Consider the following 24,991-nt stretch of genomic DNA (forward strand, 5'->3'; position numbering starts at 1 on the left):
CCAGATGTACGGCAACTCTGCGTCAGTACCGCCGCGTCGCGTGGCGCCGACGTCGTGTCCACGCGATGCGGCGGATTTCAGGACGCACAGACGACGTCAGCGCGCACCGCAGCGGTGCAGCACGGCTTCCAGCGCCGGATCGGGCATGCCGGCGTCGCGCAGCGCCTTGACCGTGCGGGCAACGTAATCGTGCGTTGTGCCGTAGCGACCCTGCGCCTGTTCGAAGACCTTGCGGATGATGTCGTCGGGCAGGCGGCCGGCGTAGCTCTTTACATCGCGTCGCATGACAAATGCGAGCGCGGGCGCGCTGCGGCCGTCGGCGAGGGCGCAATTGAGCCATGCCGGACGATACGAGCCCATCGCCATCTCGCGATACCAGAGCGTTTCGAGTTCGGCGCGCGCCTTGGCTGCCGAGAGCCGCAGCGCCACCCCTGCACACGAGCCGCCACGGTCGAGGGCCAGCACGAGTCCCGGTTGCTCGGGGGTGCCTCGATTGACGCGCGACCACAGATACAGACCTCGGTGATAACCGAAGACGCGAGCGTGCAGGCTCTCCTCGACGGGCAGGCCCGGATTCCAGATGAGCGAGCCGTACGCGAAGATCCACAGATCCTCGCGGCCATCCCAGTGGGCGAGCGCGGTATCCAGCGAGCCCGCGAGTTCTTGCTGGCTCAGATGACGGGCGTCGCCGAGATCCGGCGGGTACTGGTTGCACCCGGGACCGCTCGACACACTGGCCGGTGGCGTCTCGGGGGCCGACGGGCGATTGGGGAAGCGGTCCATGCGATATCGGTTCAGGCGCGGCGCGCGTTGGCCGGTGTGCGGGACTTCGGGAGCTTTTCGACCAAGTAAGGGTCGGCGTAGCCGAGACCGGTGAGAATCTCCGTTTCGAGGCCTTCCATCTCCTGTGCCTCATCGTCCGCTTCGTGGTCGTAACCTTGCGCGTGAAGCACGCCGTGCACGATCAGATGGGCGTAGTGCGCTTCGAGCGTAATACCCTGTTCGTTCGCTTCGCGCTCGACCACCGGGCAGCACAACACGATGTCGCCTGTTACCGGGTCGCTGTCGTGCTGCGCATAGGCAAACGTGAGCACGTTGGTCGCGTAGTCTTTGCCGCGATAGCCGCGGTTCAGCGTCTGTCCTTCTTCCGCGCCGACGAAGCGCAGGGTCAGTTCGGCGTCGGCGAGCAGCGCGGCCTGCACCCAGCGGCGCAGCGTGGTGCGCGTGAGCAATGCCTTGTGCGTGGCGAACGCCGGACCGGCCACGAACTGGTGCGTCAGCGTGAGTGCATGACGCGGCGAACGCGAGGCCGGCTCGCTCATGCCTTGCCTCGCGATGCGCGGGCGGCGCGCGGGGCGCGTTCGGCCGACACGCGCGCCTCGAGGCTGGCTTCGTCAAGCTGCGCGTGGGCGTCGTATGCATCGACGATGCGGGCGACCAACGGGTGACGCACCACGTCCACGCTGGTAAAGCGGGTCACGGCGATGCCGCGAACGTTCTTCAGGATCACCTGCGCTTCCATCAGGCCGCTCTTCTGGCCACGTGGCAGGTCGACCTGCGTGGTGTCGCCGGTCACGACCGCCTTGCTGCCGAAGCCAATGCGCGTCAGGAACATCTTCATCTGCTCGGGCGTAGTGTTCTGCGCCTCGTCAAGAATGATGAACGCGTGGTTGAGCGTGCGCCCGCGCATGTATGCGAGCGGCGCGATCTCGATCATCTGCTTCTCGAAATACTTTTGTGTCTTGTCGAAGCCGAGCAGATCGTAGAGTGCGTCGTAGAGCGGGCGCAGGTACGGGTCGACCTTCTGGGCCAGATCGCCGGGCAGAAAGCCCAGGCGCTCGCCCGCTTCCACGGCGGGGCGCGTCAGGACGATACGCTTGACGGCGTCGCGCTCCAGGGCGTCGACGGCGCAGGCCACGGCCAGATAGGTCTTTCCGGTGCCCGCCGGGCCGATGCCGAATGTCACGTCGTGCGACAGGATCTGCTTGAGATAGTCGCGCTGCGCCGGCGTACGACCGTGCAGATCGCTGCGGCGCGTGTGCAGTACGGGCGACCCGTCTTCCGTCTCGCCGGCGGCAAACGGGTTGTCGTCGCCGTGACGCACGCTCGGTACGAGCCCCTGACGCGACTCCACGAGGCCCAGCTGGATATCGTCGACCGACAGCGGCTCGGTCGCGCGGTTGTAAAAGCTCTCGATGGCCTGGGTGGCGATCGCGGCGCTCTTGCCGCGAACGGCGAAGCGATGGCCGCGGCGGGAAATGGAGACGTCGAGCGCCTGTTCAATCTGACGCAGGTTCTCGTCGAGCGGGCCGCAGAGGTTGGCCAGACGGCGGTTGTCGTCGCGCGGTGCGGTGAATTCTTGGACGGGTGCTTTCAAGATGATCCGGTCGGGTGCCTGTTCAGATCGTTCGATGGAGTCGCCGGGGGCAGGCTCGGGCACGCGATGCATGAGGTGGGTGCGCCCGAATCTGCCGGATCCGATCATAGTCGCAAATTTCGGTCAGTGCGTGGTGAGCAATTCACCACGCAGCGAGTGCGGGTAGGCGAGCGTGATCACGACGTCGGTCATCTGGCCGATCAGGTGGGCGCGCTGGGCTTCGGTTGCCGGGAAGTTCACCACCCGGTTGTTCTCCGTGCGGCCTTGCAGCTCGTTGGGGTCCTTGCGCGACACGCCTTCGACGAGAATACGCTGACGCGAGCCGACCATGCGCTGGCTGATGCGCGCGGCGTTCTCCTCGATCACCGCCTGCAAATGTTGCAGACGGCGCAGCTTGACCTCGCGCGGCGTGTCGTCCGGCAGGTTGGCGGCCGGCGTGCCCGGGCGCGGGCTGTAGATGAACGAGAAGCTCGTGTCGTAGCCGATCTCGTGAATCATCGCCATGAGCTTGTCGAAATCCTCTTCCGTCTCGCCGGGGAAGCCGACGATGAAGTCCGACGACATCGACATGTCCGGGCGCACCTGACGCAGGCGGCGGATGATCGACTTGTATTCCAGCGCGGTATAGCCGCGCTTCATCGCCGAGAGCACGCGGTCGGCGCCGTGCTGCACGGGCAGGTGCAGATGGCTCACGAGCTTGGGCACCTTGGCGTAGGTGTCGATCAGGCGTTGCGTGAATTCCTTCGGATGGCTGGTCGTGTAGCGAATGCGCTCGACGCCAGGCACCTCGGCCACGTATTCGATGAGCAGCGCGAAGTCGGCGATCTCGCCGTCGGCCATCGACCCGCGATAGGCGTTCACGTTCTGACCCAGCAGCGTGATTTCGCGCACGCCTTGCTCGGCCAGGCCGGCAATCTCGGTGAGCACGTCTTCGAATGGGCGCGAGACTTCGTCCCCTCGCGTGTAGGGCACCACGCAATAGCTGCAGTACTTCGAGCAGCCTTCCATGATCGAGACGAAGGCGGTCGCTCCCTCGACCTTGGCGGGCGGGAGGTGATCGAACTTCTCGATTTCCGGGAACGAGATGTCGACCTGCGAGCGCCCGGTGGCGCGACGCGCTTCGAGCATCTGCGGCAGACGGTGCAGGGTCTGCGGGCCGAACACCACGTCCACATAGGGGGCGCGCTGCACGATGGCGGCGCCTTCCTGGCTGGCGACGCAGCCGCCGACACCGATGACCAGGTCCGGCTTGATTTCCTTGAGCGCGCGCATGCGGCCCAGATCCGAGAACACCTTTTCCTGCGCCTTTTCGCGTACGGAGCAAGTGTTGAACAGGATGACGTCGGCGTCTTCGGGCGTGTCCGTCTTTTCCAGACCTTCGGCGGCGCCGAGTACGTCCGCCATCTTGTCGGAGTCATACTCGTTCATCTGACAGCCGAACGTCTTGATATAAATCTTCTTTGCCATTGAGTGTGCGCCGTTCGCAGTGGTTGACCTGGGGGCGTCCGTAATGAATGTTTCAGGGGTTCAGTCTTGCCCGGCCGCGAGAGAGATGCGGCGGCCCAAACGCAAAAGCCGGCGTGGCCGGCCTGTCCGGACCTCCTTGGCGGGGCCGGTGTGTGGTGCACGCATTATAGCGCGTATAGCGCGTGCACCGCGGAGGGCGGGGCGGTGACCGACTAGCGGTTGTCCTTCATCGCGGCGGCGATGGCGCGCACGTTGTGCTGGAACAACTGAAGGTAAGTCGTGGCTTCCGGATTCTGCGACAGGGCGTCGGAATACAGTTTGCCGTCGACCGTCACCTTGGCGTCGCGGGCGATGCGCTGGATCAGGCGCGGATTGGAGATGTTTTCCATGAAAACGGCCTTGATACCCGTGCGGCGAATCACGCGGATCAGGTTCGCCACGTCCCGGGCGCTGGCTTCGCTTTCGGTCGACACGCCTTCCGGGGCAAGGAACCTGACGCCGAAGCGCTGGCCGAGGTAGCCGAAGGCGTCGTGCGACGTGAGCACAACGCGGCGGGCCGGCGGAATCGGGGCGAACTGCTTGTTGGCCCAGGTGATCAGGTCATCGAGTGCGCCGCGGTAGTTCCTGGCGCGTTCCGCGTAATAGGCGCTGCCGGACGGGTCCGCTTGCGACAGGGCGGCGGCGATGTTATCGACCATCGTTTTGACACGTTCGGGATCCTGGAACATGTGCGGGTCGGGCACGGTCCTTCCCTCGTCGACCATCGTGCGCGCTTTGAGGCCCTGGGTGACGGTGACGAGCTTGCCGGGATAGTGGCTCGCCTTCATCAAGCGAGGCATCCAGCCTTCGAAGCCCAGGCCATTGACGAAGAAGAGCTTGGTTCCCGAAATCTTGGCGACATCCGCCGGCGTGGGCTCGTAGACATGCGTGTCCTGGTCGGGACCGACGAGCGTCGTCACGTCGACCCGGTCGCCACCGACGGACTTGACGATGTCGGACAGGATGCTGAAGCTTGCGGCAACGGGCAGGTGCGTGTCCTGCGCGCGTGCCGGGCTGGCGAGCGCCAGCGCCATGGCGAGCAGTGCGGCGAGGCGCGCCGCGCCAAACCACGATTTGCCAGCCGATTGACCCAATCCGAACATGTTTTCCTCTCTCAAAGCGCCGGGGCCTTGGCCGCATTGGCGTGGCCCGGCGTGGCAAGCAGCGCGCCCAGGTAGGCGATGCCCGCCGTCAGAATGATGGCCGGTCCCGAAGGGCAGGCCAGGTAATACGAAAGCAGCAATCCGATGACGCTTGACGCGCTCGCGACCAGCCAGGCCACGAGCAGCATGCCCGGCAGCGTGCGGGCGACGAGCCGGGCGGTGGCCGCCGGCAGCATCATCAGTCCCACGGCCATGAGCGTGCCCATCGCCTGAAATCCCGCGACGAGGTTCATCACCGTGAGCACCGTAAAGCCCAGGTGATAGCGCATGACGCCCCTGCCGTGGTCGTGACCGAGAAACGCCGGATCGGCGCTGTCGAGCACGAGACCGCGATAATGCCATCCGAACCATAGGAGCGTCACGGATGCTATCGCGGCCACGAGAATCAGCGACGGATCGTCCACCGCGAGCACCGAGCCGAAGAGCAGGTGCATCAGGTCGACGCTGTTGCCCCATTTCGAGACAATCACCACGCCACCGGCCAGCGCCAATAAATAGAAGCCCGCGAACGATGCTCCCTCGTCCAGCCGCGTGCGGCGGCTCGACAGTCCGGCGAGCAGGGCCACCAGCAAGCCCGCCACCATCCCGCCGCCCGCCATCCAGGGCAGCGACAGGCCGCCAATCAGGTAGCCGATGGCGGCGCCCGGCAACACCGCATGCGAGAGCGAATCGCCCATCAGGCTCATGCGCCGCAGCAGCAGGAAAACCCCTACCGGCGCGCAGCCGACCGACAGCGCGAGACTGCCGACCAACGCGTGGCGCATGAAGTCGAACTCCGAGAACGGGCCGACGATCAGATCGAGAACCCCGCTCATCGGTGGCCTCCCCCCGAGGTCGTGATCGCGCCCGGCGCGCGCGAACCCCCGTGGGGCGGCAAGCCATAGGCTGCCGACGCGGGGCCGGCAACGCGGGCGGTGTAGCCGCCCGCGCCGGACAAGCCCGCATGCGCGCCGCCAGCCGCACTGTCGGCAGACGGCAGCCCGCCGTGCAGACACTCGGCCGGCGTGCCCGTCGACACCAGCCGACCGGCCATCACGGCGACGTGCGCGAAGCGCTCGCGCACGAGCGGCAGATCATGGAGCACCGTCACCACCGTGCGTCCCTCGCTGCGCCATTGATCCAGCAAGGTGAGCAACAGTTCCGCCGAAGGCAAGTCGATGCCGGTAAGGGGTTCATCCAATAAAACGATCGGGGCGTCTTCCACAATCAGCCGCGCGAAGCGGGCGCGCTGCCATTGCCCGCCGGACAAGGCCTCCAGCGCTTGCGTCCGTTTGTCGGCAAGACCGACGCGTGCAAGGGCCTCGTGAGCGCGCTCGACTTCGTCGCGCCCGAGACGTCGTGCGTCGCCCGTGCGCCGCCATGTGCCGGTCAGCACGTACTCTTCGACGCACATGGGGAATCGGTGGTCAGTCTCGGGCCGTTGCGACAGGTAGGCGACCGGCCCATCGCAGACGATCTTGCCCGTCGAGGGCTTTTGAAGGCCCGCGAGTGCGCGCAGCAGTGTGGTCTTGCCGCCGCCATTGGGGCCGACGACCGCGCAGAGCACGCCGGGCGCAAAGGTTGCGCTGACGCGATCGAGCGCCACGTTCGGCCCGAAGTGAACCGAGAGATCCTGGCAGCCGATCACGGGGCGACCCCCTGCAGAGCCCAGTACACGAGTGCCCAAAGCGGCAGGAGCACCAGCAACGACAGGACGGTGCGTTCCCAGCCAGCCAGGCGGTAGAGCCAAACGGAAAAACGAATCATGGACGACGCGTGGATGGATTAGGCGTCGGCGCGGCGACGCTCAGACACAGTTTGCAACTGTGTAATAAATGCAACAAGGTTGCATTATGGCACGAATCGATGCGTGTCGCTGTGCTCATGGATCGTCGGCCCCCTTGGGCTCGAGCGGTCTGCGAGGTGCGCCGGGACACAGCACGTTACATATCGGCGCAGCAGAGTCGGGCGAACCGGCGTAACATGGGTTCAAGCTCGGGTCACTGGCACGCTGTTCGCTTCATTCCAGAGATCGGCAATTTGCAAGGCATTGATGAGACGGTGGCATGGCGGGGTGCAACGGCCCGGGTCGGAACCTTCCGACCGACGGTAGGGCAAGCGCCGCAGGCATGCCGAAATCGCCCAGGAGGTTCGCTCGTTCAGACATCCGGCCGTCGTCGACTTTCCGCTCGCGACACCATGCTTCGCAGCATGACGATCGCACGACCTTCGCGACTTCGCGCAGTCGCGTCGACTCGACAGGAAAGCACTCCATCACGCGCCCACGTCTTCGCGTTCGTCGACGTCGTCGGGCCGCCCACTTTTTTCTGCAAACGCGTGCGCACGGCGCGCTGAATGTGCGTGGAAAAATCTATCGGATAGATAGCATTCCTTAGTAAACGTCGACGAATTCAAACACGGTCGAATGCAGATAAACCCGAGTGCGCAATGCGTGGGAAATTTGCCGAAAAATCGCGCGGTTTGTGAGGCGGCTCCGCTGACGTGCGCAATGCGTAGATGAGGCGCAAACCCGCGTGGAATATGGCGGATAGACGATGCTTAGCGCTGCGGAAAATATCTAGCGACAGTTTTTTTGTTTTGTGCATATGATGAGGTAACGGTTGCAATTTTCAGCGACAAGTTTAAAGTCAACCTAAACCTATTTTGAGTCGTTCATGTGAGGGAGGGGACCGTGCGAAAGGTTTCGCGACAGTCGCTCCGGCATGCAGTGAGCCAGGTCGAAACCTTTGCGCAGTCATCCAGGTCTTAGGCAACAGAGCGGACATCGCGTCGCGATGTTTTCCGATGAGGCGGGGGTGAGGCATATGGATATTTTCAGCCACTACACGACACGTTTCGAAGCACGCAAGGAAGAGGAATACAGCATCCAGGAGTATCTGGAAATCTGTAAGAAGGACGCGACGGCTTACGCATCGGCTTCCGAGCGGATGCTGCGCGCCATCGGTGAGCCTGAACTCATCGACACGCACCACGACCCGCGCCTTTCGCGGTTGTTCTCGAACAAGATCATCAAGATCTATCCCGCCTTCCGTGACTTCTACGGCATGGAAGACACGATCGAGCAGATCGTGTCGTTCTTCAAACACGCCGCGCAAGGGCTCGAAGAGCGCAAACAGATCCTGTACCTGCTGGGCCCCCCGGGCGGCGGCAAGTCGTCGCTGGCAGAGAAGCTCAAGGCGTTGATGGAAGACGTGCCCATCTATTGCCTGAAGGGATCGCCGGTGCACGAATCACCCCTGGGCCTTTTCTCACCCGAAGAAGACGGCAAGATTCTGGAGGAGGACTTCGGCATTCCGCTGCGGTATCTCAATACGATCCCGTCGCCGTGGGCCACCAAGCGCCTGAACGAATTCAACGGCGACATCACCAAGTTCCGTGTGGTCAAGGTGCGCCCGTCGGTGCTGCAACAGATCGCCATTGCCAAGACCGAACCGGGCGATGAAAACAACCAGGACATTTCGTCGCTGGTCGGCAAGGTCGACATCCGCAAGCTCGAGGAATTTCCGCAGGACGACCCGGATGCCTACTCGTATTCGGGGGGCTTGTGCCTGGCCAACCGCGGCCTGCTCGAGTTCGTGGAAATGTTCAAGGCGCCGATCAAGGTGCTCCACCCGCTGCTGACCGCCACGCAGGAGGGCAACTACAAGGGCACGGAAGGTTTCGGTGCGATTCCGTTCGACGGTATCGTGCTGGCGCACTCGAACGAGGCCGAGTGGCAAAGCTTCAAGGGCAACCGCAACAATGAGGCTTTCCTCGACCGGATCTACATCGTGAAGGTGCCTTACTGCCTGCGGGTGACCGACGAGGTGAAGATCTACGAGAAGCTCGTCAAGAACAGCTCACTCTCCAACGCGCCACGCGCGCCGAATGTGCTCAAGATGCTCGCCCAGTTCGCGGTGCTCACGCGTCTGAAAGAGCCCGAAAACTCCAACATCTTCTCCAAGGTCCGAGTCTACGACGGTGAGAACCTCAAGGACATCGACCCGAAGGCCAAGTCGTACCAGGAGTATCGCGACTACGCCGGGGTAGACGAGGGGATGACGGGGATGTCCACGCGCTTCGCCTTCAAGGTGCTCTCCAAGGTCTTCAACTTCGACAACACGGAAGTGGCTGCCAACCCGGTGCACATGCTGTATGTGCTTGAGCAGCAAATCGAGCGCGAACAGTACCCGGGAGAAGTCGAGAAGCGGTATCTCGCCTACATCAAGGAGTATCTGACGGCACCGTTCGTGGAGTTCATCGGCAAGGAGATTCAGACGGCGTATCTGGAGTCGTATTCGGAGTACGGTCAGAACATTTTCGATCGCTATGTGAACTTTGCGGATCTCTGGATTCAGGATCAGGAATATCGCGATCCGAACACCGGCGAGATCCTCGACCGCACCGCGCTCAACGACGAACTGGAGAAGGTCGAGAAGCCGGCCGGGATCACGAATCCGAAAGACTTCCGCAACGAGATCGTCAACTTCGTCCTGCGCGCGCGTGCCAACAACGCGGGCAAGAATCCGCTCTGGACGAGTTACGAGAAGCTGCGCGCGGTCATCGAAAAGCGCATGTTCTCGACCACCGAGGACTTGCTGCCGGTGATCTCGTTCAACGCGAAGTCGTCCAAGGAGGATCAGGAAAAACACGCCAACTTCGTCAACCGTATGGTGGAAAAAGGCTATACCCCGAAGCAGGTCCGCCTGCTCGTGGAATGGTATCTGCGCGTGCGCAAATCCTCGTAAGCAATCGGGGCCACTATGTCAGCAATCATCGACAGACGGCAAAACGGCAAGAACAAAAGCGCCATCAACCAACAGCGCTTCATCAAGCGCTATCGCGATCAGATTCGACGCGCGGTAGCGAAGGCGGTGGCTGGGCGCAAGATTACCGATATCGATGGCAGCGGACAGGTCTCGATCCCGGTCAAGGACATTTCGGAGCCGTTGTTCCACCATGGACCCGGCGGGCGGCGGGAGATGATTCATCCCGGCAATCGCGAGTTCGTGGTGGGCGACAATTTCGAGCGTCCGCCGTCGGGCGCGGGGGGCGGCGGCAGCCGCGCCAGCGACTCGGGAGAGGGCGAGGACGATTTCGTCTTCAACCTCTCGCGCGAGGAGTTCCTGAAATTCTTCTTCGAGGACATGGCCCTGCCGGACCTCGCGAAACGCCGGCTCGCGCAGATTCCGGAATTCCGCAAGGTTCGCGCGGGCTATTCCGTCGACGGCACGCCGTCGAACCTCAACGTCATTCGTACGATGCGCAGCTCGCTGGGTCGCCGCATCGCGCTCACGGCGCCGTACCGCAAGCAGTTGCGTGAGCTGGAGGCCGCGTACGCGGACATTGTCTCGCGTGAGGGCGACACGTCGCCGCGCGCGCTGGCGATGTTGCCGGAGATGTCGCGACTTCGCACGCGCATCGAAGCCATTCCGTACATCGAGAAGCTCGACCTGCGTTATTCGAATCGGATCATGCAGCCTCGGCCGCAGGCGCAGGCTGTCATGTTCTGCCTGATGGATGTCTCCGGGTCGATGGACCAGAGCCGCAAGGAGTTGGCCAAGCGCTTCTTCATGCTGCTCTATCTGTTCCTGCGGCATAACTACGAGCGCATCGATCTGGTGCTCATCCGGCACCACACGACGGCGAAGGAAGTCAACGAAGACGACTTCTTCTATGCCCGCGAGTCCGGAGGGACCGTCGTCTCCAGCGCACTCAAGCTGATGACGGAAATCATCGCGGATCGTTATTCGCCGAGCGATTGGAATATCTACGGGGCGCAGGTGTCCGACGGCGATAACTGGGACGGCGATTCGCCCATCTGCCGCGATATTCTGATGCAGTCGATCATGCCTGCCGTGCAGTACTTCGCGTACGTGGAGGTGGCCAGCGCCGAGCCGCAGAACCTGTGGAACGAATACTTGTCGGTCAAGCAGCGGCATCCGAATTTCGCGATGCAGCGCATCATGGAGGCGGCCGAGATCTATCCGGTGCTGCACGACCTGTTCAAGAAGAAGGCGGCCTGAAAACCGCCCGGCGTCGGCCCCGCAACGAGGACGCATCATGGCGTATATATCCACCGGATCGGAATGGACGTTCGAGCTGATTCAGCGCTACGAGCATGAGATCGCGCGCATCGCGGCGAACTTCAGACTCGACACGTATCCCAACCAGATCGAGATCATCACCGCCGAGCAAATGCTCGACGCCTATGCGACCGTGGGGCTGCCCATCGGCTATCACCACTGGTCGTACGGCAAGCACTTCCTGTCGTCCGAGCGCGGCTACAAGCGCGGACAGATGGGGTTGGCGTATGAGATCGTCATCAATTCGAACCCCTGCATCGCGTATCTGATGGAGGAGAACAGCATGACCATGCAGGCGCTAACCATCGCGCACGCCAGCTACGGTCATAACTCGTTCTTCAAGGGCAATTATCTGTTCCGCACCTGGACGAGCGCCGACGCCATCGTCGACTACCTGCTGTTTGCGCGCAACTACATCACCGAGTGCGAGCAGCGCTACGGCGAACAATCGGTCGAACTGCTGCTCGACTCCTGCCATGCGCTCATGAACTATGGCGTCGACCGCTACAAGCGACCAAAACGCCTGTCGCTGGCGCAGGAACAGGCGCGCCAGAAAGAGCGCGAGAACTATCTGCAAATGCAGATCAACGATCTGTGGCGCACGTTGCCTCATCACCCCCTGCACGATGACGACGAGGACGACGGGCTCGATCCCACCGAGTCCGAAGAGGCACCGTTCCCGGGGGAGCCGCAGGAAAACCTGCTGTATTTCTTCGAGAAGAACGCCCCCAAGCTGGCCCCCTGGCAGCGCGAGATCGTGCGCATCGTGCGCAAGCTCGCGCAGTACTTCTATCCGCAGCGTCAGACCAAGGTGATGAACGAGGGCTGGGCAACGTTCTGGCACTACACGATTCTGCAGCAGCTCTACCAGGAGAAGCTCGTCAACGACGCGTTCATGATGGAGTTCCTGCATGCGCACACGAACGTGGTGTACCAGCCGTCCTTCGATAGCCCGTACTACAGCGGTCTGAATCCGTATGCGCTGGGCTTTGCGATGTTTCAGGACATTCGCCGCATGTGCGAAGCGCCGACCGAGGAAGATCGCCAATGGGCGCCGGACATCGCCGGCACCGACTGGTTGACGACGCTGGACTTCGCCATGCGCAACTTCAAGGACGAGAGCTTCATCCAGCAGTTCCTGTCGCCCAAGGTCATTCGCGATCTCAAGCTGTTCTCCGTGCTCGACGACGACCGCGACAGCCGCCTGCGCGTGACGGCCATTCATAACGACGCCGGCTATCGTGAAATTCGCGAGATGCTCGCGCAGCAATACAACCTCAGCCAGTTGGAGCCGAACATCCAGGTCTCGCACGTCGATCTGCATGGCGATCGATCGCTCACGCTGCGCCATGTGCAGAGCGAACGCAAGCCGCTCGACGATAGCTTCGAAGAGGTGCTCAAGCACGTGGCGCGCCTCTGGGGCTTCACGGTGCGGTTGGAGACGGTGTTCGAGGATGGCCGCAACGAGATGACGCATGAGACCAAGGTCGAGAAGCGGCGGCGCTATGCGCTGAGTGCCTGATGAGGATTCCGTTCGTTGCGCTCGATCACGTGGTGCTGCGCACCAACGACGTCGAGCGGCTCCAGCACTTCTATATCGACGTCCTGGGCTGCACGCTGGAGAAGGTGCAGGCCGACATTGGGCTGGTGCAACTTCGTGCGGGCGACGCGTTGATCGATCTGGTCGACGTCGCCGGCGAAATCGGCCGCCGGGGCGGGGCGGCACCCGGCCCCGAGGGGCGCAATCTCGATCACTTCTGTCTGCGGGTCGAACCGTTCGACGCGGTGGCCATCCGTCAGGAACTGGCCTCGCATGGGGTGACGCTCGGTGAGGTCGTGCCGCGCTATGGGGCGCACGGCGAAGGGCCGTCGTGCTACGTCGACGATCCAGACGGCAATACCGTCGAACTCAAGGGGCCGCCGTTCCGTCCGCTTCGTTGAGTCGGGCGTGGCATCAGGCCGCCAACTGCCCCAGCACGCTTTGATCGCGTCCCTTGTGCTTGGCTTGATAGAGCGCCCTGTCGGCACGCTCGAGCATCGCGCTGATGACGAGCGGCTCGCCGGGTTGCCACGTTGCAATGCCCACGCTGATCGTGATGGCCTCGCCTCTGTCGCGCGCCTTCTCGGGAAGTAGCTCGGTGCTCGCGCGCTTGACCGATTCGCGAATACGGTCGGCCACGCGCAGGGCGGCCTGTTGATCTATTTCCGGCAACACCACCGCAAACTCCTCGCCGCCCAGGCGCACCGCGAAATCGCTCGGCAGCCGAATGCAGTGCTGGATCGTGCTGGCGATACGTTGCAGCACGGTGTCGCCGAACGGATGCCCGTAGCGGTCGTTGACCTGTTTGAAGAAGTCGATGTCGATCAGCAGCAACGACAGGGGTATCGCACGTTGCTGAACCCGGTCGGCAACGAGGCGGATGCGATTGTCGAAATAGCGGCGATTGTAGATGTGCGTGAGCGGATCGACGAAGACCTTCTCGACCAGGTCCGTGTTCGTGAGCGCGAGCGACTGATACTGGCGCGTGATTTCCCAGACCAGGGCAAGCGTTGCCACACCGGGCGATGCCAACGCCAGCAGGCGTGCGGCATACCATTGATACGACGCGTCGTTGGGCGCTGTGAGCGAAAGCAGCAACTGGCACAGCGAGATGGTGACGACCACCCACACGAGCAGAAACAGCTTGTGAGACAGGCGCGTGACGGCCGCGACACGCCACCATAGCGCGACATAAGCGACGAAAAGCCCGTATAGGGCGAGCGTCTCGACGCCGATGCCACCGACCGGAGGCGCCACGATGAGCGGGCGGCCGGTGCCGATCAGCGCCAGTGACACCGTCGCCCAGATGACGAGCACGGTGGCGCCATACCACGCGGCTTCCTTATAGCCGGGACGGATGTGCGGATCGCTGCGCGTGCGTGTATAACTGTGCACGCTCAGCATCACGTACGCTGCGAAGCTCGCTTCGGCCATGAACCAAAGCCAGAAGGGCGCGTGCGTGACATGCGTTGCAATGCCGGCGAGCTGGTTCGCGAGCAACACCCCCTCGGTAAACATGAAGAGTCCGCGCAGCAGGAAGGCGCATCCGAATTGCGCGAAATATCGCTTGCCGTTGTAGAGGTACTGCACGCCGAGCAGACACGCGGTCGACAGGTTAAGAATGCCGCCGGCCGAGACGAGGAAGAACGTCAGTAAGGGGTTGACCTCGCCCTGGATGGCGCGCGCGAAAAATCCGGCGAGCGTGAGTGCGGCGCACGCGACCAGGATAGTGGTTGCGGCGACACGATTGCCGGGTTCGGTACGGCTGATGGTAGTTTTCATAGTTCTTATTCGCCAATCAACGACCTCGTGCTTCGCGCACGATCGCCCTTTTGCCGTTCAACCATCGCGCCCGAGACTGGCCGCAAGATCGTTGCCTCACGTGACAGTCCCGTTTCCCCGATTCTTCGCTAAATAGTTGAAAACTAAGATAAACGTCGGAGAATACACGAGTTTCTTCGGGTTGGCATCCGTTTCGAATGGCGCGCGTTGCATTCCCGTTCGACCCTCGCCGAGGCGCGGATTTCGGACCGCCTGCGCAACGTTTTCGGGCGCGCGAAAGCGCGATGCCGTCGTCGCGGAAAATAAATCGGCGCGGCACGCTGATCCGCTGTGCGGAACTTGGCGTCGACGAAATTCGGAGCGCGCGCGGGGGAATTCCCGCAACGCCAGTGATGACGGTGAATTGAAGCGCGTGCAATTGATTTGTAATCCGACGCATTGTGCGCGATAAGAGCGGATGTTGCACAGAAATGCATGGGATTTCACTCGTAAGGTGGGCGGCGGCTTGGCAGCGACGCACTATCTGTACTAGAATAAAAAAAGCCAATCGCCGCGATTGGCCCATAGAAGCAGAAGTCAGAGGGTTGTCGGTGTTCCTCGTTGCGCCGACATTCCGTTCCATCACGCAATGAGTTTGTGCCGTAGAACATTCGCGCGTTTTCAATAAGCGTGCACCGAGAGGCCCAGGCGCTCATGGCGTCGAAAGCTTGTCTCTCATGTCGCATTTCGCGACGCCTGGTTCGTCACCGTCGTCTTCCACAGACCCTCGGAGCGAACACTTCACAATTCGCAAGGCAGCTAACAGTTGTCATGCTTGTTTGACCGCGTTGTCACGCGGGGCGATTGCTATTGCCCTGCGCCAGCGCTGCCAACCCATTCAAAGGGAGCATGAACGTGGCGAAGCAGTACCGCATTTTCTATTTGGCAGGCTTCGGACTGCTCGGCGTTGCCGTCGCAGTCACCGGTCTGCTGTATTGGCTGGGCGTCGATGCGCTCGTCAAATACCGGGGCGACCTGGTCTATTACACCCAGCAGCACCTCAAACTCGTAGCGATCTCGATGACGATGGCAATCGTGGTCGGCGTGCCCGCGGGCATGCTGATCTCGCGCCCGACGTTCGAGAAGCACGCCGAGCGCGCGGTGCAGATCTTCAATATCGGCAACACGCTGCCGTCGCTCGCCGTGCTGGCGTTGTCGATGGCCGTGCTGGGTATCGGCGATCGGCCCGCCATTCTCGCGCTTTGGCTCGCATCGCTGCTTCCCATCGTGAGAAATGCGTACGAGGGCCTGCGGCAGGTGCCGCCCGCATTGCGGGAATCGGCGCGCGGTATGGGCATGACGCCCGCGCAAGTGCTGTTCCGCGTCGATCTGCCCAACGCTATGCCGGTCATTGTCGGCGGCATTCGCACCGCGCTTGCGATCAACGTCGGCACCGCGCCGCTCGCGTTCCTGATCGGCGCGGACAGTCTGGGACAGCTGATCTTCCCCGGCATCTATCTGAACGACCCGACGAAGCTGCTGCTCGGCGCCGGCGGGACCGCAGTGCTTGCGCTCGTGCTCGACGGCATCGTCGCCTTCGCCAGCGGCCTCTGGTTCGCGCGCCACGGCGCCCCTGCCCGCTAAGGCAAAGGAGACCCCTACTTATGCAAGTTTCATTTTCTCGTCCGCGCAAGGGCATGGCGCCGCGCTGGTTAAAACGCCTCGGTGCGGCCTGTCTGGCGCTTGGCGTGATCGTCGCGGGCGCCGCGAGCGGCACCGCGCATGCCGAGACCCTCACGGTCGGCGGCAAGAACTTCACCGAGCAGTTGATCCTCTCGGAAATGACGACCCAGTATCTGCGCAGCCTGGGGTACGACGTCGAACTCAAGAATGGTCTGGGCAGTGTCGTCATGCGTCAGGGCATGGAGAGCGATCAGCTCGACATCGTCTGGGAGTACACCGGTACCTCACTGATCGTCTACAACAAGGTCACCGAGAAGCTCGATCCGCAGCAGACCTATGCGCGCGTGAAGGAACTCGACGACAAGATCGGCCTCGTCTGGCTCAACCCGTCGGCGCTCAACAATACGTATGCGTTTGCCATGCCCGGCAATATCGCGCGCGAAGCGGGCATCGAGACGGTGTCGCAACTCGTGGACCGATTCCGAGCCAATCCGAAGATGCAGTTCGCCTTCGATTTTGAGTTTGTCGGCCGCTCGGACGGGCTTGTACCGATGGAGAAGCTCTACGACTTTCATCTCGCGCGACGCAACATCAAGCAGATGGATCCGGGCCTCGTTTATACGGCGCTCAAGAACGCGCAGATCGACGCCGGCCTCGTCTACACGAGCGACGGACGCAACAAGGGGTTCGATCTGAAGGTGCTGGCCGACGACAAGGGCTTCTTCCCGGCGTATGCGGCCACGCCCGTGGTGCGTCAGGCGGTGCTCGACGCCCATCCCGACCTCGCCGACGAACTCAACGCGCTGTCCGCGAAGATCAACAACGAGAACATGCGCGACATGAATGCGATGGTCGACATCGATCATCGTGCCGTTTCGCGTGTGGCGAGTGACTTCCTCAAGCAGGAAGGACTGGTGCAGTGACGGCGATCGCCCGTTGCTTGCCCTGAAAGTGACTGACCGAGGAGTCCCATGATTGAATTTCTCACCTATAACTGGCACCGTATTCTGATTCTCACCGGTCAGCATGCGTGGCTGGTGGCCGCGTCGGTAGGGGCGGCCATTGTGGTTGGCGTACCTCTGGGTGTGCTGGTCACGCGTTTTCGCTGGCTGTCGGGCGCCGTGCTTGGCCTGGCCACCGTCGTGCTCACCATTCCGTCGATCGCGCTGTTCGGCCTGATGATTCCGGTGCTGTCGGTCTATGGCATGGGGATCGGGCCAGCGCCGGCCGTTGCCGCCGTGTTCCTGTATTCGCTGCTGCCGATCATGCGCAACACGAGCCTCGCGTTGCAGCAGATCGACCCGAGCATTCGCGAAGCGGGCATCGGCATCGGCATGACCTTCTGGCAGCGCCTGCGCCTGGTTGAATTGCCGCTCGCCGTGCCGGTCGTGCTGGGCGGCGTGCGCACGGCCGTCGTCATGAATATCGGCGTGATGGCCATTGGTGCCATCGTCGGGGCCGGCGGTCTCGGGGTGTTGATCACTCAGGGAATCAGTCAGAGCGATACCCGGCAGCTTGTCGCGGGTGCGGTCATGGTGAGCCTGCTCGCCATCGTCGCCGACACCCTGTTGCACCGCCTGCAGCGCGTGCTGACACCCAAAGGAATCCGAACCGTATGATTACACTCGACAATCTCACCAAGCACTTCGTCCAGAAGGACGGCACGCCCATGACCGCCGTGAATTCGGTCAGCCTTGACGTGCCGCCGGGCGAGATCTGCGTCTTCCTCGGCCCGTCGGGCTGCGGCAAGACGACCACGCTCAAGATGATCAACCGGCTCATCAAGCCGACGTCCGGGCGCGTTCTGCTCAACGGCGAAGACACCGGCAACATCAACGAAATCGAACTGCGTCGCCACATCGGCTATGTGATCCAGCAGATCGGCCTGTTCCCCAATATGACCATCGAGGAGAACATCACCGTCGTGCCGCGTTTGCTCGGCTGGGACAAGACACGTTGCCGTGCCCGCGCAACCGAGCTGATGGCGATGGTGGCGCTCGATCCGAAGCGCTATTTGTCGCGTTACCCGCGCGAGCTGTCGGGCGGTCAGCAGCAGCGTATCGGCGTGATTCGCGCGCTGGCCGCCGATCCGCCCGTGTTGCTGATGGACGAACCGTTCGGTGCGGTCGATCCGATCAACCGCGAATCGATTCAGAACGAGTTCCTGCAGATGCAGCGTCAACTGGGCAAGACCGTCATCATGGTCAGCCACGATATCGACGAAGCGATCAAGCTGGCGGACCGCATCGCGATCTTCCGTCAGGGGCGTCTGGTGCAGTGCGCGCAACCCGATGCGTTGCTGGCGCGTCCGGTCGACGAGTTCGTGGCGAGCTTCGTGGGACATGACCGAATTCTCAAGCGCCTGTTGCTGGTGCGCGCAGAAGACGCGGCCACGCCGCAGCCGACCGTCAAGCCCCAGACAACGCTGGCCGAGGCCTACGGCATGATGGACGAACTCGACACGCGCTCGTTGGTTGTCGTTGACGAGAATGCGCGCGCGTTGGGTTACGTTGCGCGTCGCGACACGCGTCATGCGCTCGGGGCGTGCGGTGAGCGGGTGCGCGAATTCAAGGCGTCGGCGGTGGCGGGCGACAACCTCCGGGTGCTGCTCTCGCGCATGTATGAGCACAACCTGGCGTCGTTGCCGGTGCTGGGCGACGACAACCAGTACCTCGGCGAGGTCACGCAGGATTCCATCGCGGACTATCTGAGTTCAGGCAGGTCGCGTGGCAACGGGGGCGGAACGATCACGGTGCCGCCGCCGTCAGGTGCGCCGCATGTGATCGCGAGTGTTCCGTTCGGTGCGACGGTGTAACCTGGCGCCTGATTCGAGACGATGGCTTGCGCGGTCGTCGACGGGTGAGCGTCACTGACATTCGCCCGGCAAGTCAACGAATGACGGCCCGATGTCTGGCCGTCTTTTTTTGTATTCACCTGCGCGGCGCAACGCTCGGGACAATCAGCAGGCAAGGAGTTGCAGGATGACGTGGGAAGCAATGATGGCATGGTTCGACAACGCGCCATGGGCACGGTTGGCCGGGGCGTTGGCGATACTGCTCATGGTGGCGCTGTTGGTGCAAGCGGTGGCGCGGTGCCTGATCGTTCGCGTGGTGCGCATCGTCGTACAGCGTACGGCGAATCGTTGGGACGACGCCTTGCTCGCACATCGCGTTTTTCACCGCGCGGCGCGGATCTTGCCGTACCTCGTGATTCAGTTCGGCATCGCGTGGGTGCCGGATCTGCCGGCGAAGGCGCTCATGATCATCGGCAACGTCGCGCTTGCGATGACGCTGCTCTACGCCACGCTGGCCATCGCAGGCATTCTCGACGCCGCACAAACGGTCTACGCGCTCTCGGAGCACGCGCGCACGCGCTCGATCAAGGGATATGTGCAGTTAGGCAAGATCGCGCTGTATGTGGTCGCGGCGATCGCGATCGTGGCGACGATCATCGACCGTTCGCCATGGCTGCTGCTCTCCGGTCTGGGGGCGATGTCGGCGGTGCTGCTGCTGGTGTTCAAGGACACGATCATGTCGTTCGTCGCCAGCGTGCAACTTACGTCGAACGACATGCTGCGCGTGGGCGACTGGATCGAAATGCCGCAAGTGGGCGCCGACGGCGATGTGGTCGACATCGCCCTGCATACCGTGAAGGTGCAGAACTGGGACAAGACGATCACCACGATCCCGACCTGGCGGTTGATTGCCGAGAGCTTTCGCAATTGGCGCGGCATGCAGCAGTCGGGCGGCCGCCGCATCAAGCGCACGCTGTGTGTCGATGCGGGTAGCGTCGGGTTTCTCGACGAAGCGGAGATTGCGCGCCTGTCGCGGCTGCATCTGCTTGGGTCGTATCTGACGGATAAGCAGCGTTCGTTGGCCGATGCGAATGCGGCGCTGGGCGCGCTGGGCATTGCCGCGGCGGTGCCGGCCAACACCCGGCGGCTGACGAACATCGGCACCTTCCGCGCGTATGCGTTGGCGTATCTGAAGGCGCATCCGAACATTCACGAGGGCATGACGTGCATGGTGCGCTCGCTCGAGCCGTCCGCCACGGGCATCCCGGTCGAACTGTATTGCTTCACCAACACCACGGTGTGGGCCGAGTACGAACGCGTGCAGGGCGATGTCTTCGATCATCTGCTCGCGATCCTGCCCGAGTTCGGCTTGCGCATGTACCAGAATCCGGCGGGTGCGGATCTGGTGCGTTGGCAAGGGCAGCGGGCGGCGTAACCGCGCAGTGACGGGGGAATGACATCGGAGTGGGATATGGATGAACGAGACGAACCGGGTTGTGTGGGGAGTGAACAGAGCGAAATGCCGCCGATTGAACTGGGCGACATGGTCAACGACGAGGAGCGGCAGTTGTGGAGTTTCGGCAACGACTTCGATGAGGAGGAGTGGACGCGGTGAAACGAGGCGAAGTGTGGGCCGTTTCACTGGACCCCGCCATTGAGTGTGAGATCAGGAAGACGCGGCCATGTGTCGTGATTCTTCTCGTACGACTCGCACGACGCATGACGCACGACGCACGACGCACGACGCGATTGATATTGCACTCGCCAGACAGAAAGGGCTCCCGCAGGAGCCCTTTCTGACGTAGCGCAACGATCCGACGCGAGGGCGTTGCGAGGCGCTACGGCGCGTTATGCCGCCGATTCGTCAAGCGTCGGATAGTCGAGATAGCCGTGCGCGTCGCCGCCGTAAAGCGTGGCGCGATCCAGGTCGTTGAACGGGCCGCCGCGCTGGAGGCGCTCCACCAGATCCGGATTGGCGATGAACGGTTTGCCGAACGCGATGAGATCAGCGCGGTTCTCCTTGCGCGCCTCGATCGCCAGCGCGAGGTCGTAACCGTTGTTGGCCATGAAGGTGCCAGTGAAGCGTTGACGAAGCTTCTGCAGATCGAAACCGTTCTCGACCTCACGGGGACCGCCCGTCGCGCCTTCGACGATGTGCAGATATACGAGGCCGAAACGGTTGAGCTGTTCAACCGCGTACGTGAATACCGGTTCCGGATGGCTGTCGCCGCAATCGTTCGCCGGGCTGACCGGCGAGAGGCGAATGCCGACGCGATCGGCGCCCCACACATCGACGACGGCCTGCGTGACTTCCAGGGTCAGACGCACGCGATTCTCGATGCTGCCGCCGTATTGATCGGTGCGGTGGTTCGTCTTGTCGCGCATGAACTGATCGAGCAGATAGCCGTTCGCCGCGTGGATTTCCACACCATCGAAACCGGCGCGCTTCGCGCACTCGGCAGCATGACGATACTGCTCGACGATGCCCGGGATCTCGGCGGTCTCCAGCGCGCGCGGCGTCGGGTGCGGCTCGAAACCGTGCTCCGTGAAGGCCTTGCCCGCCGGTTGAATCGCCGAAGGCGCGACCGGCAGCGCACCGTCAGGCTGCAGCGACGTGTGCGAGATACGGCCGACGTGCCAGAGCTGGCAGAAGATCTTTCCGCCCTTGGCGTGGAGCGCGTCCGTCACCCCTTTCCAGCCGGCGATCTGCGCTTCGGTGTAGATGCCCGGCGTGAAGGCATAGCCCTTGCCTTGCTGCGAGATGTTGGTGGCTTCGCTGATGATGAGTCCGGCCGACGCGCGTTGCACATAGTACTCGGCGTTCATCGAGCCCGGCACGTCGCCGGCACCGGCGCGGCTGCGCGTAAGCGGTGCCATCACGATACGGTTGCGCAGTTCGAGCGGACCCAGCCGGTACGGCGAGAAAAGGTCCGTGTCGAGCGCGGTGAGTTGAGGGTGTTGCGAGTCCGTCATTGTTCAGGGTCCTGTGAAAATGGGGGATGCTGTCCTGCACAAAACTTGAATAGGTTACGGCAATTGCTGAAATCTCGCCGACGTCACCAAAGGCGACGCCTGTCGATGCAAAAACGCGTCTCGATGCTCGGCAATACGTGTACCGGTGCGAGGCATCACGGCGGCCCGATGGCGGGATTACGCGCCGGCCGGGACGGGCTGACTCGGTGCGCGCCGGTTAATGCGCAGCACCATGAGCGCGCCGATAATGCACACGCCGCCCGAGAGCATCGATGCCATTGTGTAGTTGCCGAGCGTGGCGCGCAGCGAGCCGGCGACCAGGGCGGCCGTTGCTGCACCGAGCTGGTGCCCCGCCACGATCCAGCCGAACACGATGGGGGCCGCGGTTTTGCCGAACACATCGGTCGTCAGGCGCACGGTCGGCGGCACGGTCGCGATCCAGTCCAGGCCGTAGAACAGCGCAAAGAGCGGCAGGCCGAAGAAATCGAAGCCGAACGCATACGGCAGGTAAATCAGCGACAGCCCGCGCAACCCGTAATACCAGAACAGCAACACGCGACTGTTGTATCGATCGGAGAGCCAGCCAGAAAGCGTGGTGCCCACGAGATCGAGCATGCCCATCGCCGCGAGAATGCCGGCTCCCTTGACTTCGGAGAGCCCGTAATCGCTGCACATCGCGATGAAGTGCGTGCCGATGTAGCCGTTGGTGCTCGCGCCGCAGATGAAGAAGCTGAAGAACAAGAGCCAGAAGTCACGCTTGCCGGCCGCCACGCGCAGTACCGACAACGCGTGGGTCAGCGGATTGCCTTGCGCGAGCGGGATATCCGGCGCGTCTTCAGGGGCGCCGACCGGGCGCAGGCCAACCGACCCCGGACGCTCCGGCAGGAGGAACGCGACGAGCGGCAGCACCAGCGCCGCGACGATCGCCACGATCAGCACCACCGGTCGCCAGCCGTGACGCTCGATGATCGCGGCCATCATCGGCAGAAAGACCATCTGACCGGTGGCCGAACTCGCCGTCAGGATGCCCATCGCCAGACCGCGATGCGTGTGGAACCAGCGGTTCGCCACGGTGGCGGCCAACGTGATGGCCGCCACACCCGTGCCGCCGCCGACCATCACGCCCCAGATCAACACCATCTGCCAGGGGGCGGTCATCAGCGACGAAAGGGCCGTGCCAGAGGCGAGCAGCAGCAACGCCACCATGACGGTCGGGCGAATGCCAAAACGCTGCATTGCAGCGGCGGCGAACGGGCCGGTCAACCCGTATAGCGCCAGATTCACCGAAATGGCCAGCGAGATGGTCGCGCGGCTCCAGCCGAAGTCGTGCTCGAGCGGCACCATCATCACGCTGGGCGTCGCGCGAATGCCCGCCGATGCGAGCAGAACCAGGAATATCACCCCGACCACGATCCAGCCGTAGTGGAAGTGACCGTTGATGCGCCTTGCGATGGCTGCCTTCATGGCGGAAATCCTTGCGGGGGATCGGTCTCGTCAGCCGTCCCGGGAACGTTTGCGGGAACCGCGCTGTCTATGGTCAATCGTTAGCATGTGACAGATCGGTAACATTAGGTTGCCATGGTATGAACCGATCGGTAACATGTCAAGTATTCGTTTGCGACGTCCGGGTGCTGCTCGACATCGCGAATCACCGCTTTAGGGGAGTGCCGGATCATGGCCAAATCGACAACGCCTGTCATGCCCGATGTGCCTGGGACGCCGGATCCGGCGACATCAGGGGGAGAAACGACCGCGGTCGCGAAGGCCACGAAGGACGCCAAGCGCAAAGGCACGGTTGTCCCTGCGCGCCGAGGCCGAACGGCGCCGCGCTCGGGCAAGACCGAGCGGCATGTGACGCCAGCGTCCGTCGCGCATCAGTATCTGCTCAATGCGGCCGTGGAACTGTTCCACACTGAAGGGGTGCGCGCCGTGGGCGTGGACGCCGTCGTCAAACGCGCCGGCGTCAACAAGATGTGCCTCTATCGCCAGTTCGCGTCGAAGGACGAGCTGATTCTGGCGTATCTCGATCACATGCAGACGGCGAGTCTGGCGCGTATCGACGAAAGTATCGCAAAACGGCGCGGCGAGCCGCGCGCACAATTGCTGCAAATCTTCGTGGATCTCTCCGAGCGGGCGAGTCGGCCCGGCTATCGCGGGTGCCCGTTCGTGAACGTGGCCGCTGAATTCCCCGACCCGGCGCATCCCGCGCGCCAGTCGGTGGTGAATTACAAGGCGGAAATGGTGCGGCGTTTCACCGAACTCGTCACGGCCGCGGGTTTGCGGGAGCCGGCGCCGTTGGTCGATGCGCTCTCGCTGATTCTCGAAGGCGCTTATGCAGCGAGTCAAACCTTCGGACCCGGTTCGCCGCCGCTCCGCATTTTGCCGACGGTGGCGCGTCAGATCATCGACGCCGGCATGTCGGGTGCGCTGGCCGCCGACTGAGTGCCTTCAGGCCGCTGCTGCCGTAGCGGCCTGCGCCACGCGCGGGTGTTCCGCCCGCGCTTATCCGTGGATCACCACGAGCAGACCACGTGCGACGGATTTGCCGACATTGCGGATCGCGTGGGCGCGGTCGGCGGGATAGCGGGCGGTCTCGCCCGGCTTGGCGCGTCGCGCGAAGTGTTCGACCTCGATGTCGACCTGGCCGTCGAACACCGTGAAGTGTTCGCGCGTGCCCGGATCGTGCGGCTCGGAGACGAGTGCGGCGCCGGGTTGCAGCGTCAGTTCATACCACTCGTATTTGCCCGCCAGCTCCATCGGTCCAAGGATCTTGAGCTGATACGCGTGCTCCGCGCCCGCCAGTGTCGGAATTTCATGCTTGCCGATCACGCGTACCGGCTCGGGGTCGCCCGCCGGGGCGCCCAGCAGTTGGTCGAGGCGCACACCCAACGCATTGGCCAGCCGCCATGCCACGGCAATGGTCGGATTGGCCTTGTCGCGCTCGATCTGCGACAGCATCGATTTGGAGACGCCGGACGCGCGTGAGAGCGTCTCCAGCGTCATGCCGCGCTCTTTGCGCAGTTGCTGAATCATGTCGCCGACCGGCGGCGGGGCGACCGGTGACATCGCCGATGCTGCGGGAGTACTTGCCATATGCATTCCGGGATATTAGAATTTTTCAATATATTG

The 24,991-nt window shown here is 63.0% G+C and carries 24 protein-coding genes; 12 read left to right on the forward strand and 12 right to left on the reverse strand.

Translation table 11 applies throughout. The features are described from left to right. Positions 1-96: 96 nt before the first annotated feature. The 8 genes from PanNE5_RS10505 to PanNE5_RS10540 form a co-directional block, all read right to left on the reverse strand. Positions 97-783 carry a gamma-glutamylcyclotransferase gene (locus PanNE5_RS10505; protein ID WP_017235214.1) on the reverse strand — a complete coding sequence of 229 codons (687 nt, stop codon included), beginning with the start codon at positions 781-783 and terminating at the stop codon, positions 97-99. 11 nt (positions 784-794) lie between these two features. Then, positions 795-1,322: an rRNA maturation RNase YbeY gene (ybeY, locus tag PanNE5_RS10510; RefSeq protein WP_261939723.1), complete on the reverse strand. Its 528-nt coding sequence runs from the start codon at positions 1,320-1,322 to the stop codon at positions 795-797. Then, positions 1,319-2,380, reverse strand: a complete 1,062-nt coding sequence (locus PanNE5_RS10515; RefSeq protein ID WP_130027980.1) for a PhoH family protein — start codon at positions 2,378-2,380, stop codon at positions 1,319-1,321. Before PanNE5_RS10515 ends, ybeY begins: the two co-directional genes overlap by 4 nt. A 120-nt stretch (positions 2,381-2,500) precedes the next feature. Continuing rightward, positions 2,501-3,844, reverse strand: a complete 1,344-nt coding sequence (gene miaB / locus PanNE5_RS10520) for a tRNA (N6-isopentenyl adenosine(37)-C2)-methylthiotransferase MiaB (RefSeq protein ID WP_017235217.1) — start codon at positions 3,842-3,844, stop codon at positions 2,501-2,503. A gap of 212 nt (positions 3,845-4,056) precedes the next feature. Next, the gene (locus PanNE5_RS10525) at positions 4,057-4,986 is read right to left on the reverse strand and encodes a metal ABC transporter substrate-binding protein (RefSeq protein WP_017235218.1); all 930 of its coding nucleotides are present in this window, start codon (positions 4,984-4,986) and stop codon (positions 4,057-4,059) included. An 11-nt stretch (positions 4,987-4,997) separates the two neighbouring features. Then, positions 4,998-5,861 carry a metal ABC transporter permease gene (locus PanNE5_RS10530; RefSeq protein ID WP_017235219.1) on the reverse strand — a complete coding sequence of 288 codons (864 nt, stop codon included), beginning with the start codon at positions 5,859-5,861 and terminating at the stop codon, positions 4,998-5,000. Beyond that, positions 5,858-6,673 (reverse strand): metal ABC transporter ATP-binding protein, encoded by an 816-nt coding sequence (locus PanNE5_RS10535; protein WP_261939724.1) that lies wholly within the window; start codon positions 6,671-6,673, stop codon positions 5,858-5,860. The genes PanNE5_RS10530 and PanNE5_RS10535 overlap by 4 nt, the downstream gene beginning before the upstream one ends. Beyond that, on the reverse strand, positions 6,670-6,792 hold the full coding sequence (locus PanNE5_RS10540; RefSeq protein ID WP_017232876.1) for a hypothetical protein: 123 nt from the start codon (positions 6,790-6,792) through the stop codon (positions 6,670-6,672). Before PanNE5_RS10540 ends, PanNE5_RS10535 begins: the two co-directional genes overlap by 4 nt. A gap of 1,058 nt (positions 6,793-7,850) precedes the next feature. Here PanNE5_RS10540 and PanNE5_RS10545 point away from each other — a divergent pair. From PanNE5_RS10545 to PanNE5_RS10560, 4 genes are read left to right on the forward strand one after another with little or no spacing between them, the layout of a single operon-like run. Further along, positions 7,851-9,773, forward strand: a complete 1,923-nt coding sequence (locus PanNE5_RS10545; protein WP_261939725.1) for a PrkA family serine protein kinase — start codon at positions 7,851-7,853, stop codon at positions 9,771-9,773. 15 nt (positions 9,774-9,788) lie between these two features. Beyond that, positions 9,789-11,051, forward strand: coding sequence for a YeaH/YhbH family protein (locus tag PanNE5_RS10550; protein ID WP_017232878.1), 1,263 nt, complete (start codon positions 9,789-9,791; stop codon positions 11,049-11,051). Positions 11,052-11,088: 37 nt separating this feature from the next. Then, the gene (locus PanNE5_RS10555; protein WP_017232879.1) at positions 11,089-12,633 is read left to right on the forward strand and encodes a SpoVR family protein; all 1,545 of its coding nucleotides are present in this window, start codon (positions 11,089-11,091) and stop codon (positions 12,631-12,633) included. Further along, entirely contained in the window at positions 12,633-13,052 is a 420-nt protein-coding gene (locus PanNE5_RS10560; protein ID WP_017232880.1) for a VOC family protein, read from the forward strand. The genes PanNE5_RS10555 and PanNE5_RS10560 overlap by 1 nt, the downstream gene beginning before the upstream one ends. A gap of 13 nt (positions 13,053-13,065) precedes the next feature. Here the strand turns inward: PanNE5_RS10560 and PanNE5_RS10565 are convergent, their stop codons facing one another. Further along, on the reverse strand, positions 13,066-14,433 hold the full coding sequence (locus PanNE5_RS10565; protein WP_017232881.1) for a sensor domain-containing diguanylate cyclase: 1,368 nt from the start codon (positions 14,431-14,433) through the stop codon (positions 13,066-13,068). An 888-nt stretch (positions 14,434-15,321) separates the two neighbouring features. Here PanNE5_RS10565 and PanNE5_RS10570 point away from each other — a divergent pair. The 7 genes from PanNE5_RS10570 to PanNE5_RS23055 all read left to right on the forward strand — a co-directional run bounded on the left by PanNE5_RS10570 (position 15,322) and on the right by PanNE5_RS23055 (position 20,689). Beyond that, positions 15,322-16,056, forward strand: a complete 735-nt coding sequence (locus tag PanNE5_RS10570) for an ABC transporter permease (protein ID WP_017232882.1) — start codon at positions 15,322-15,324, stop codon at positions 16,054-16,056. A gap of 20 nt (positions 16,057-16,076) precedes the next feature. Continuing rightward, positions 16,077-17,018, forward strand: coding sequence for a glycine betaine ABC transporter substrate-binding protein (locus PanNE5_RS10575; RefSeq protein WP_017232883.1), 942 nt, complete (start codon positions 16,077-16,079; stop codon positions 17,016-17,018). Positions 17,019-17,066: 48 nt separating this feature from the next. Further along, entirely contained in the window at positions 17,067-17,714 is a 648-nt protein-coding gene (locus PanNE5_RS10580) for an ABC transporter permease (RefSeq protein ID WP_017232884.1), read from the forward strand. Next, positions 17,711-18,910, forward strand: a complete 1,200-nt coding sequence (locus PanNE5_RS10585) for a betaine/proline/choline family ABC transporter ATP-binding protein (RefSeq protein WP_017232885.1) — start codon at positions 17,711-17,713, stop codon at positions 18,908-18,910. Before PanNE5_RS10580 ends, PanNE5_RS10585 begins: the two co-directional genes overlap by 4 nt. 166 nt (positions 18,911-19,076) lie before the next feature. Next, positions 19,077-20,324 (forward strand): mechanosensitive ion channel family protein, encoded by a 1,248-nt coding sequence (locus tag PanNE5_RS10590; protein ID WP_017232886.1) that lies wholly within the window; start codon positions 19,077-19,079, stop codon positions 20,322-20,324. Between the two features lie 36 nt (positions 20,325-20,360). Then, positions 20,361-20,504 (forward strand): hypothetical protein, encoded by a 144-nt coding sequence (locus tag PanNE5_RS10595; protein ID WP_017232887.1) that lies wholly within the window; start codon positions 20,361-20,363, stop codon positions 20,502-20,504. Positions 20,505-20,515: 11 nt separating this feature from the next. Next, entirely contained in the window at positions 20,516-20,689 is a 174-nt protein-coding gene (locus tag PanNE5_RS23055) for a hypothetical protein (protein ID WP_410007587.1), read from the forward strand. Positions 20,690-20,737: 48 nt separating this feature from the next. Here PanNE5_RS23055 and PanNE5_RS10600 read toward each other — a convergent pair whose 3' ends face one another. Further along, positions 20,738-21,862, reverse strand: coding sequence for an alkene reductase (locus tag PanNE5_RS10600; protein ID WP_017232888.1), 1,125 nt, complete (start codon positions 21,860-21,862; stop codon positions 20,738-20,740). 177 nt (positions 21,863-22,039) lie between these two features. Next, positions 22,040-23,326 (reverse strand): MFS transporter, encoded by a 1,287-nt coding sequence (locus tag PanNE5_RS10605; RefSeq protein WP_017232889.1) that lies wholly within the window; start codon positions 23,324-23,326, stop codon positions 22,040-22,042. Positions 23,327-23,536: 210 nt separating this feature from the next. Here PanNE5_RS10605 and PanNE5_RS10610 point away from each other — a divergent pair, with 210 nt between their 5' ends. Continuing rightward, entirely contained in the window at positions 23,537-24,304 is a 768-nt protein-coding gene (locus PanNE5_RS10610) for a TetR/AcrR family transcriptional regulator (RefSeq protein ID WP_261939726.1), read from the forward strand. 60 nt (positions 24,305-24,364) lie between these two features. On the opposite strand, the gene PanNE5_RS10615 is transcribed toward PanNE5_RS10610, so the two are convergent. Beyond that, complete coding sequence (locus tag PanNE5_RS10615; protein WP_369751557.1) at positions 24,365-24,961, reverse strand: helix-turn-helix domain-containing protein; 597 nt, start codon at positions 24,959-24,961, stop codon at positions 24,365-24,367. Between the last annotated feature and the right edge of the window lie 30 nt (positions 24,962-24,991).

This window comes from Pandoraea sp. NE5 (assembly GCF_024363545.1).
Taxonomy (GTDB): domain Bacteria; phylum Pseudomonadota; class Gammaproteobacteria; order Burkholderiales; family Burkholderiaceae; genus Pandoraea; species Pandoraea cepalis.

Bases quoted from the DNA above. Each gene is read 5' to 3' on its own strand.
- PanNE5_RS10505 (WP_017235214.1), bottom strand. From the start codon at position 783: ATGGACCGCTTCCCCAATCGCCCGTCGGCCCCCGAGACGCCACCGGCC.
- ybeY (WP_261939723.1), bottom strand. From the start codon at position 1,322: ATGAGCGAGCCGGCCTCGCGTTCGCCGCGTCATGCACTCACGCTGACG.
- miaB (WP_017235217.1), bottom strand. From the start codon at position 3,844: ATGGCAAAGAAGATTTATATCAAGACGTTCGGCTGTCAGATGAACGAG.
- PanNE5_RS10525 (WP_017235218.1), bottom strand. From the start codon at position 4,986: ATGTTCGGATTGGGTCAATCGGCTGGCAAATCGTGGTTTGGCGCGGCG.
- PanNE5_RS10530 (WP_017235219.1), bottom strand. From the start codon at position 5,861: ATGAGCGGGGTTCTCGATCTGATCGTCGGCCCGTTCTCGGAGTTCGAC.
- PanNE5_RS10540 (WP_017232876.1), bottom strand. From the start codon at position 6,792: ATGATTCGTTTTTCCGTTTGGCTCTACCGCCTGGCTGGCTGGGAACGC.
- PanNE5_RS10545 (WP_261939725.1), top strand. From the start codon at position 7,851: ATGGATATTTTCAGCCACTACACGACACGTTTCGAAGCACGCAAGGAA.
- PanNE5_RS10550 (WP_017232878.1), top strand. From the start codon at position 9,789: ATGTCAGCAATCATCGACAGACGGCAAAACGGCAAGAACAAAAGCGCC.
- PanNE5_RS10555 (WP_017232879.1), top strand. From the start codon at position 11,089: ATGGCGTATATATCCACCGGATCGGAATGGACGTTCGAGCTGATTCAG.
- PanNE5_RS10560 (WP_017232880.1), top strand. From the start codon at position 12,633: ATGAGGATTCCGTTCGTTGCGCTCGATCACGTGGTGCTGCGCACCAAC.
- PanNE5_RS10565 (WP_017232881.1), bottom strand. From the start codon at position 14,433: ATGAAAACTACCATCAGCCGTACCGAACCCGGCAATCGTGTCGCCGCA.
- PanNE5_RS10570 (WP_017232882.1), top strand. From the start codon at position 15,322: ATGAACGTGGCGAAGCAGTACCGCATTTTCTATTTGGCAGGCTTCGGA.
- PanNE5_RS10575 (WP_017232883.1), top strand. From the start codon at position 16,077: ATGCAAGTTTCATTTTCTCGTCCGCGCAAGGGCATGGCGCCGCGCTGG.
- PanNE5_RS10580 (WP_017232884.1), top strand. From the start codon at position 17,067: ATGATTGAATTTCTCACCTATAACTGGCACCGTATTCTGATTCTCACC.
- PanNE5_RS10585 (WP_017232885.1), top strand. From the start codon at position 17,711: ATGATTACACTCGACAATCTCACCAAGCACTTCGTCCAGAAGGACGGC.
- PanNE5_RS10590 (WP_017232886.1), top strand. From the start codon at position 19,077: ATGACGTGGGAAGCAATGATGGCATGGTTCGACAACGCGCCATGGGCA.
- PanNE5_RS10595 (WP_017232887.1), top strand. From the start codon at position 20,361: ATGGATGAACGAGACGAACCGGGTTGTGTGGGGAGTGAACAGAGCGAA.
- PanNE5_RS10600 (WP_017232888.1), bottom strand. From the start codon at position 21,862: ATGACGGACTCGCAACACCCTCAACTCACCGCGCTCGACACGGACCTT.
- PanNE5_RS10605 (WP_017232889.1), bottom strand. From the start codon at position 23,326: ATGAAGGCAGCCATCGCAAGGCGCATCAACGGTCACTTCCACTACGGC.
- PanNE5_RS10610 (WP_261939726.1), top strand. From the start codon at position 23,537: ATGGCCAAATCGACAACGCCTGTCATGCCCGATGTGCCTGGGACGCCG.
- PanNE5_RS10615 (WP_369751557.1), bottom strand. From the start codon at position 24,961: ATGCATATGGCAAGTACTCCCGCAGCATCGGCGATGTCACCGGTCGCC.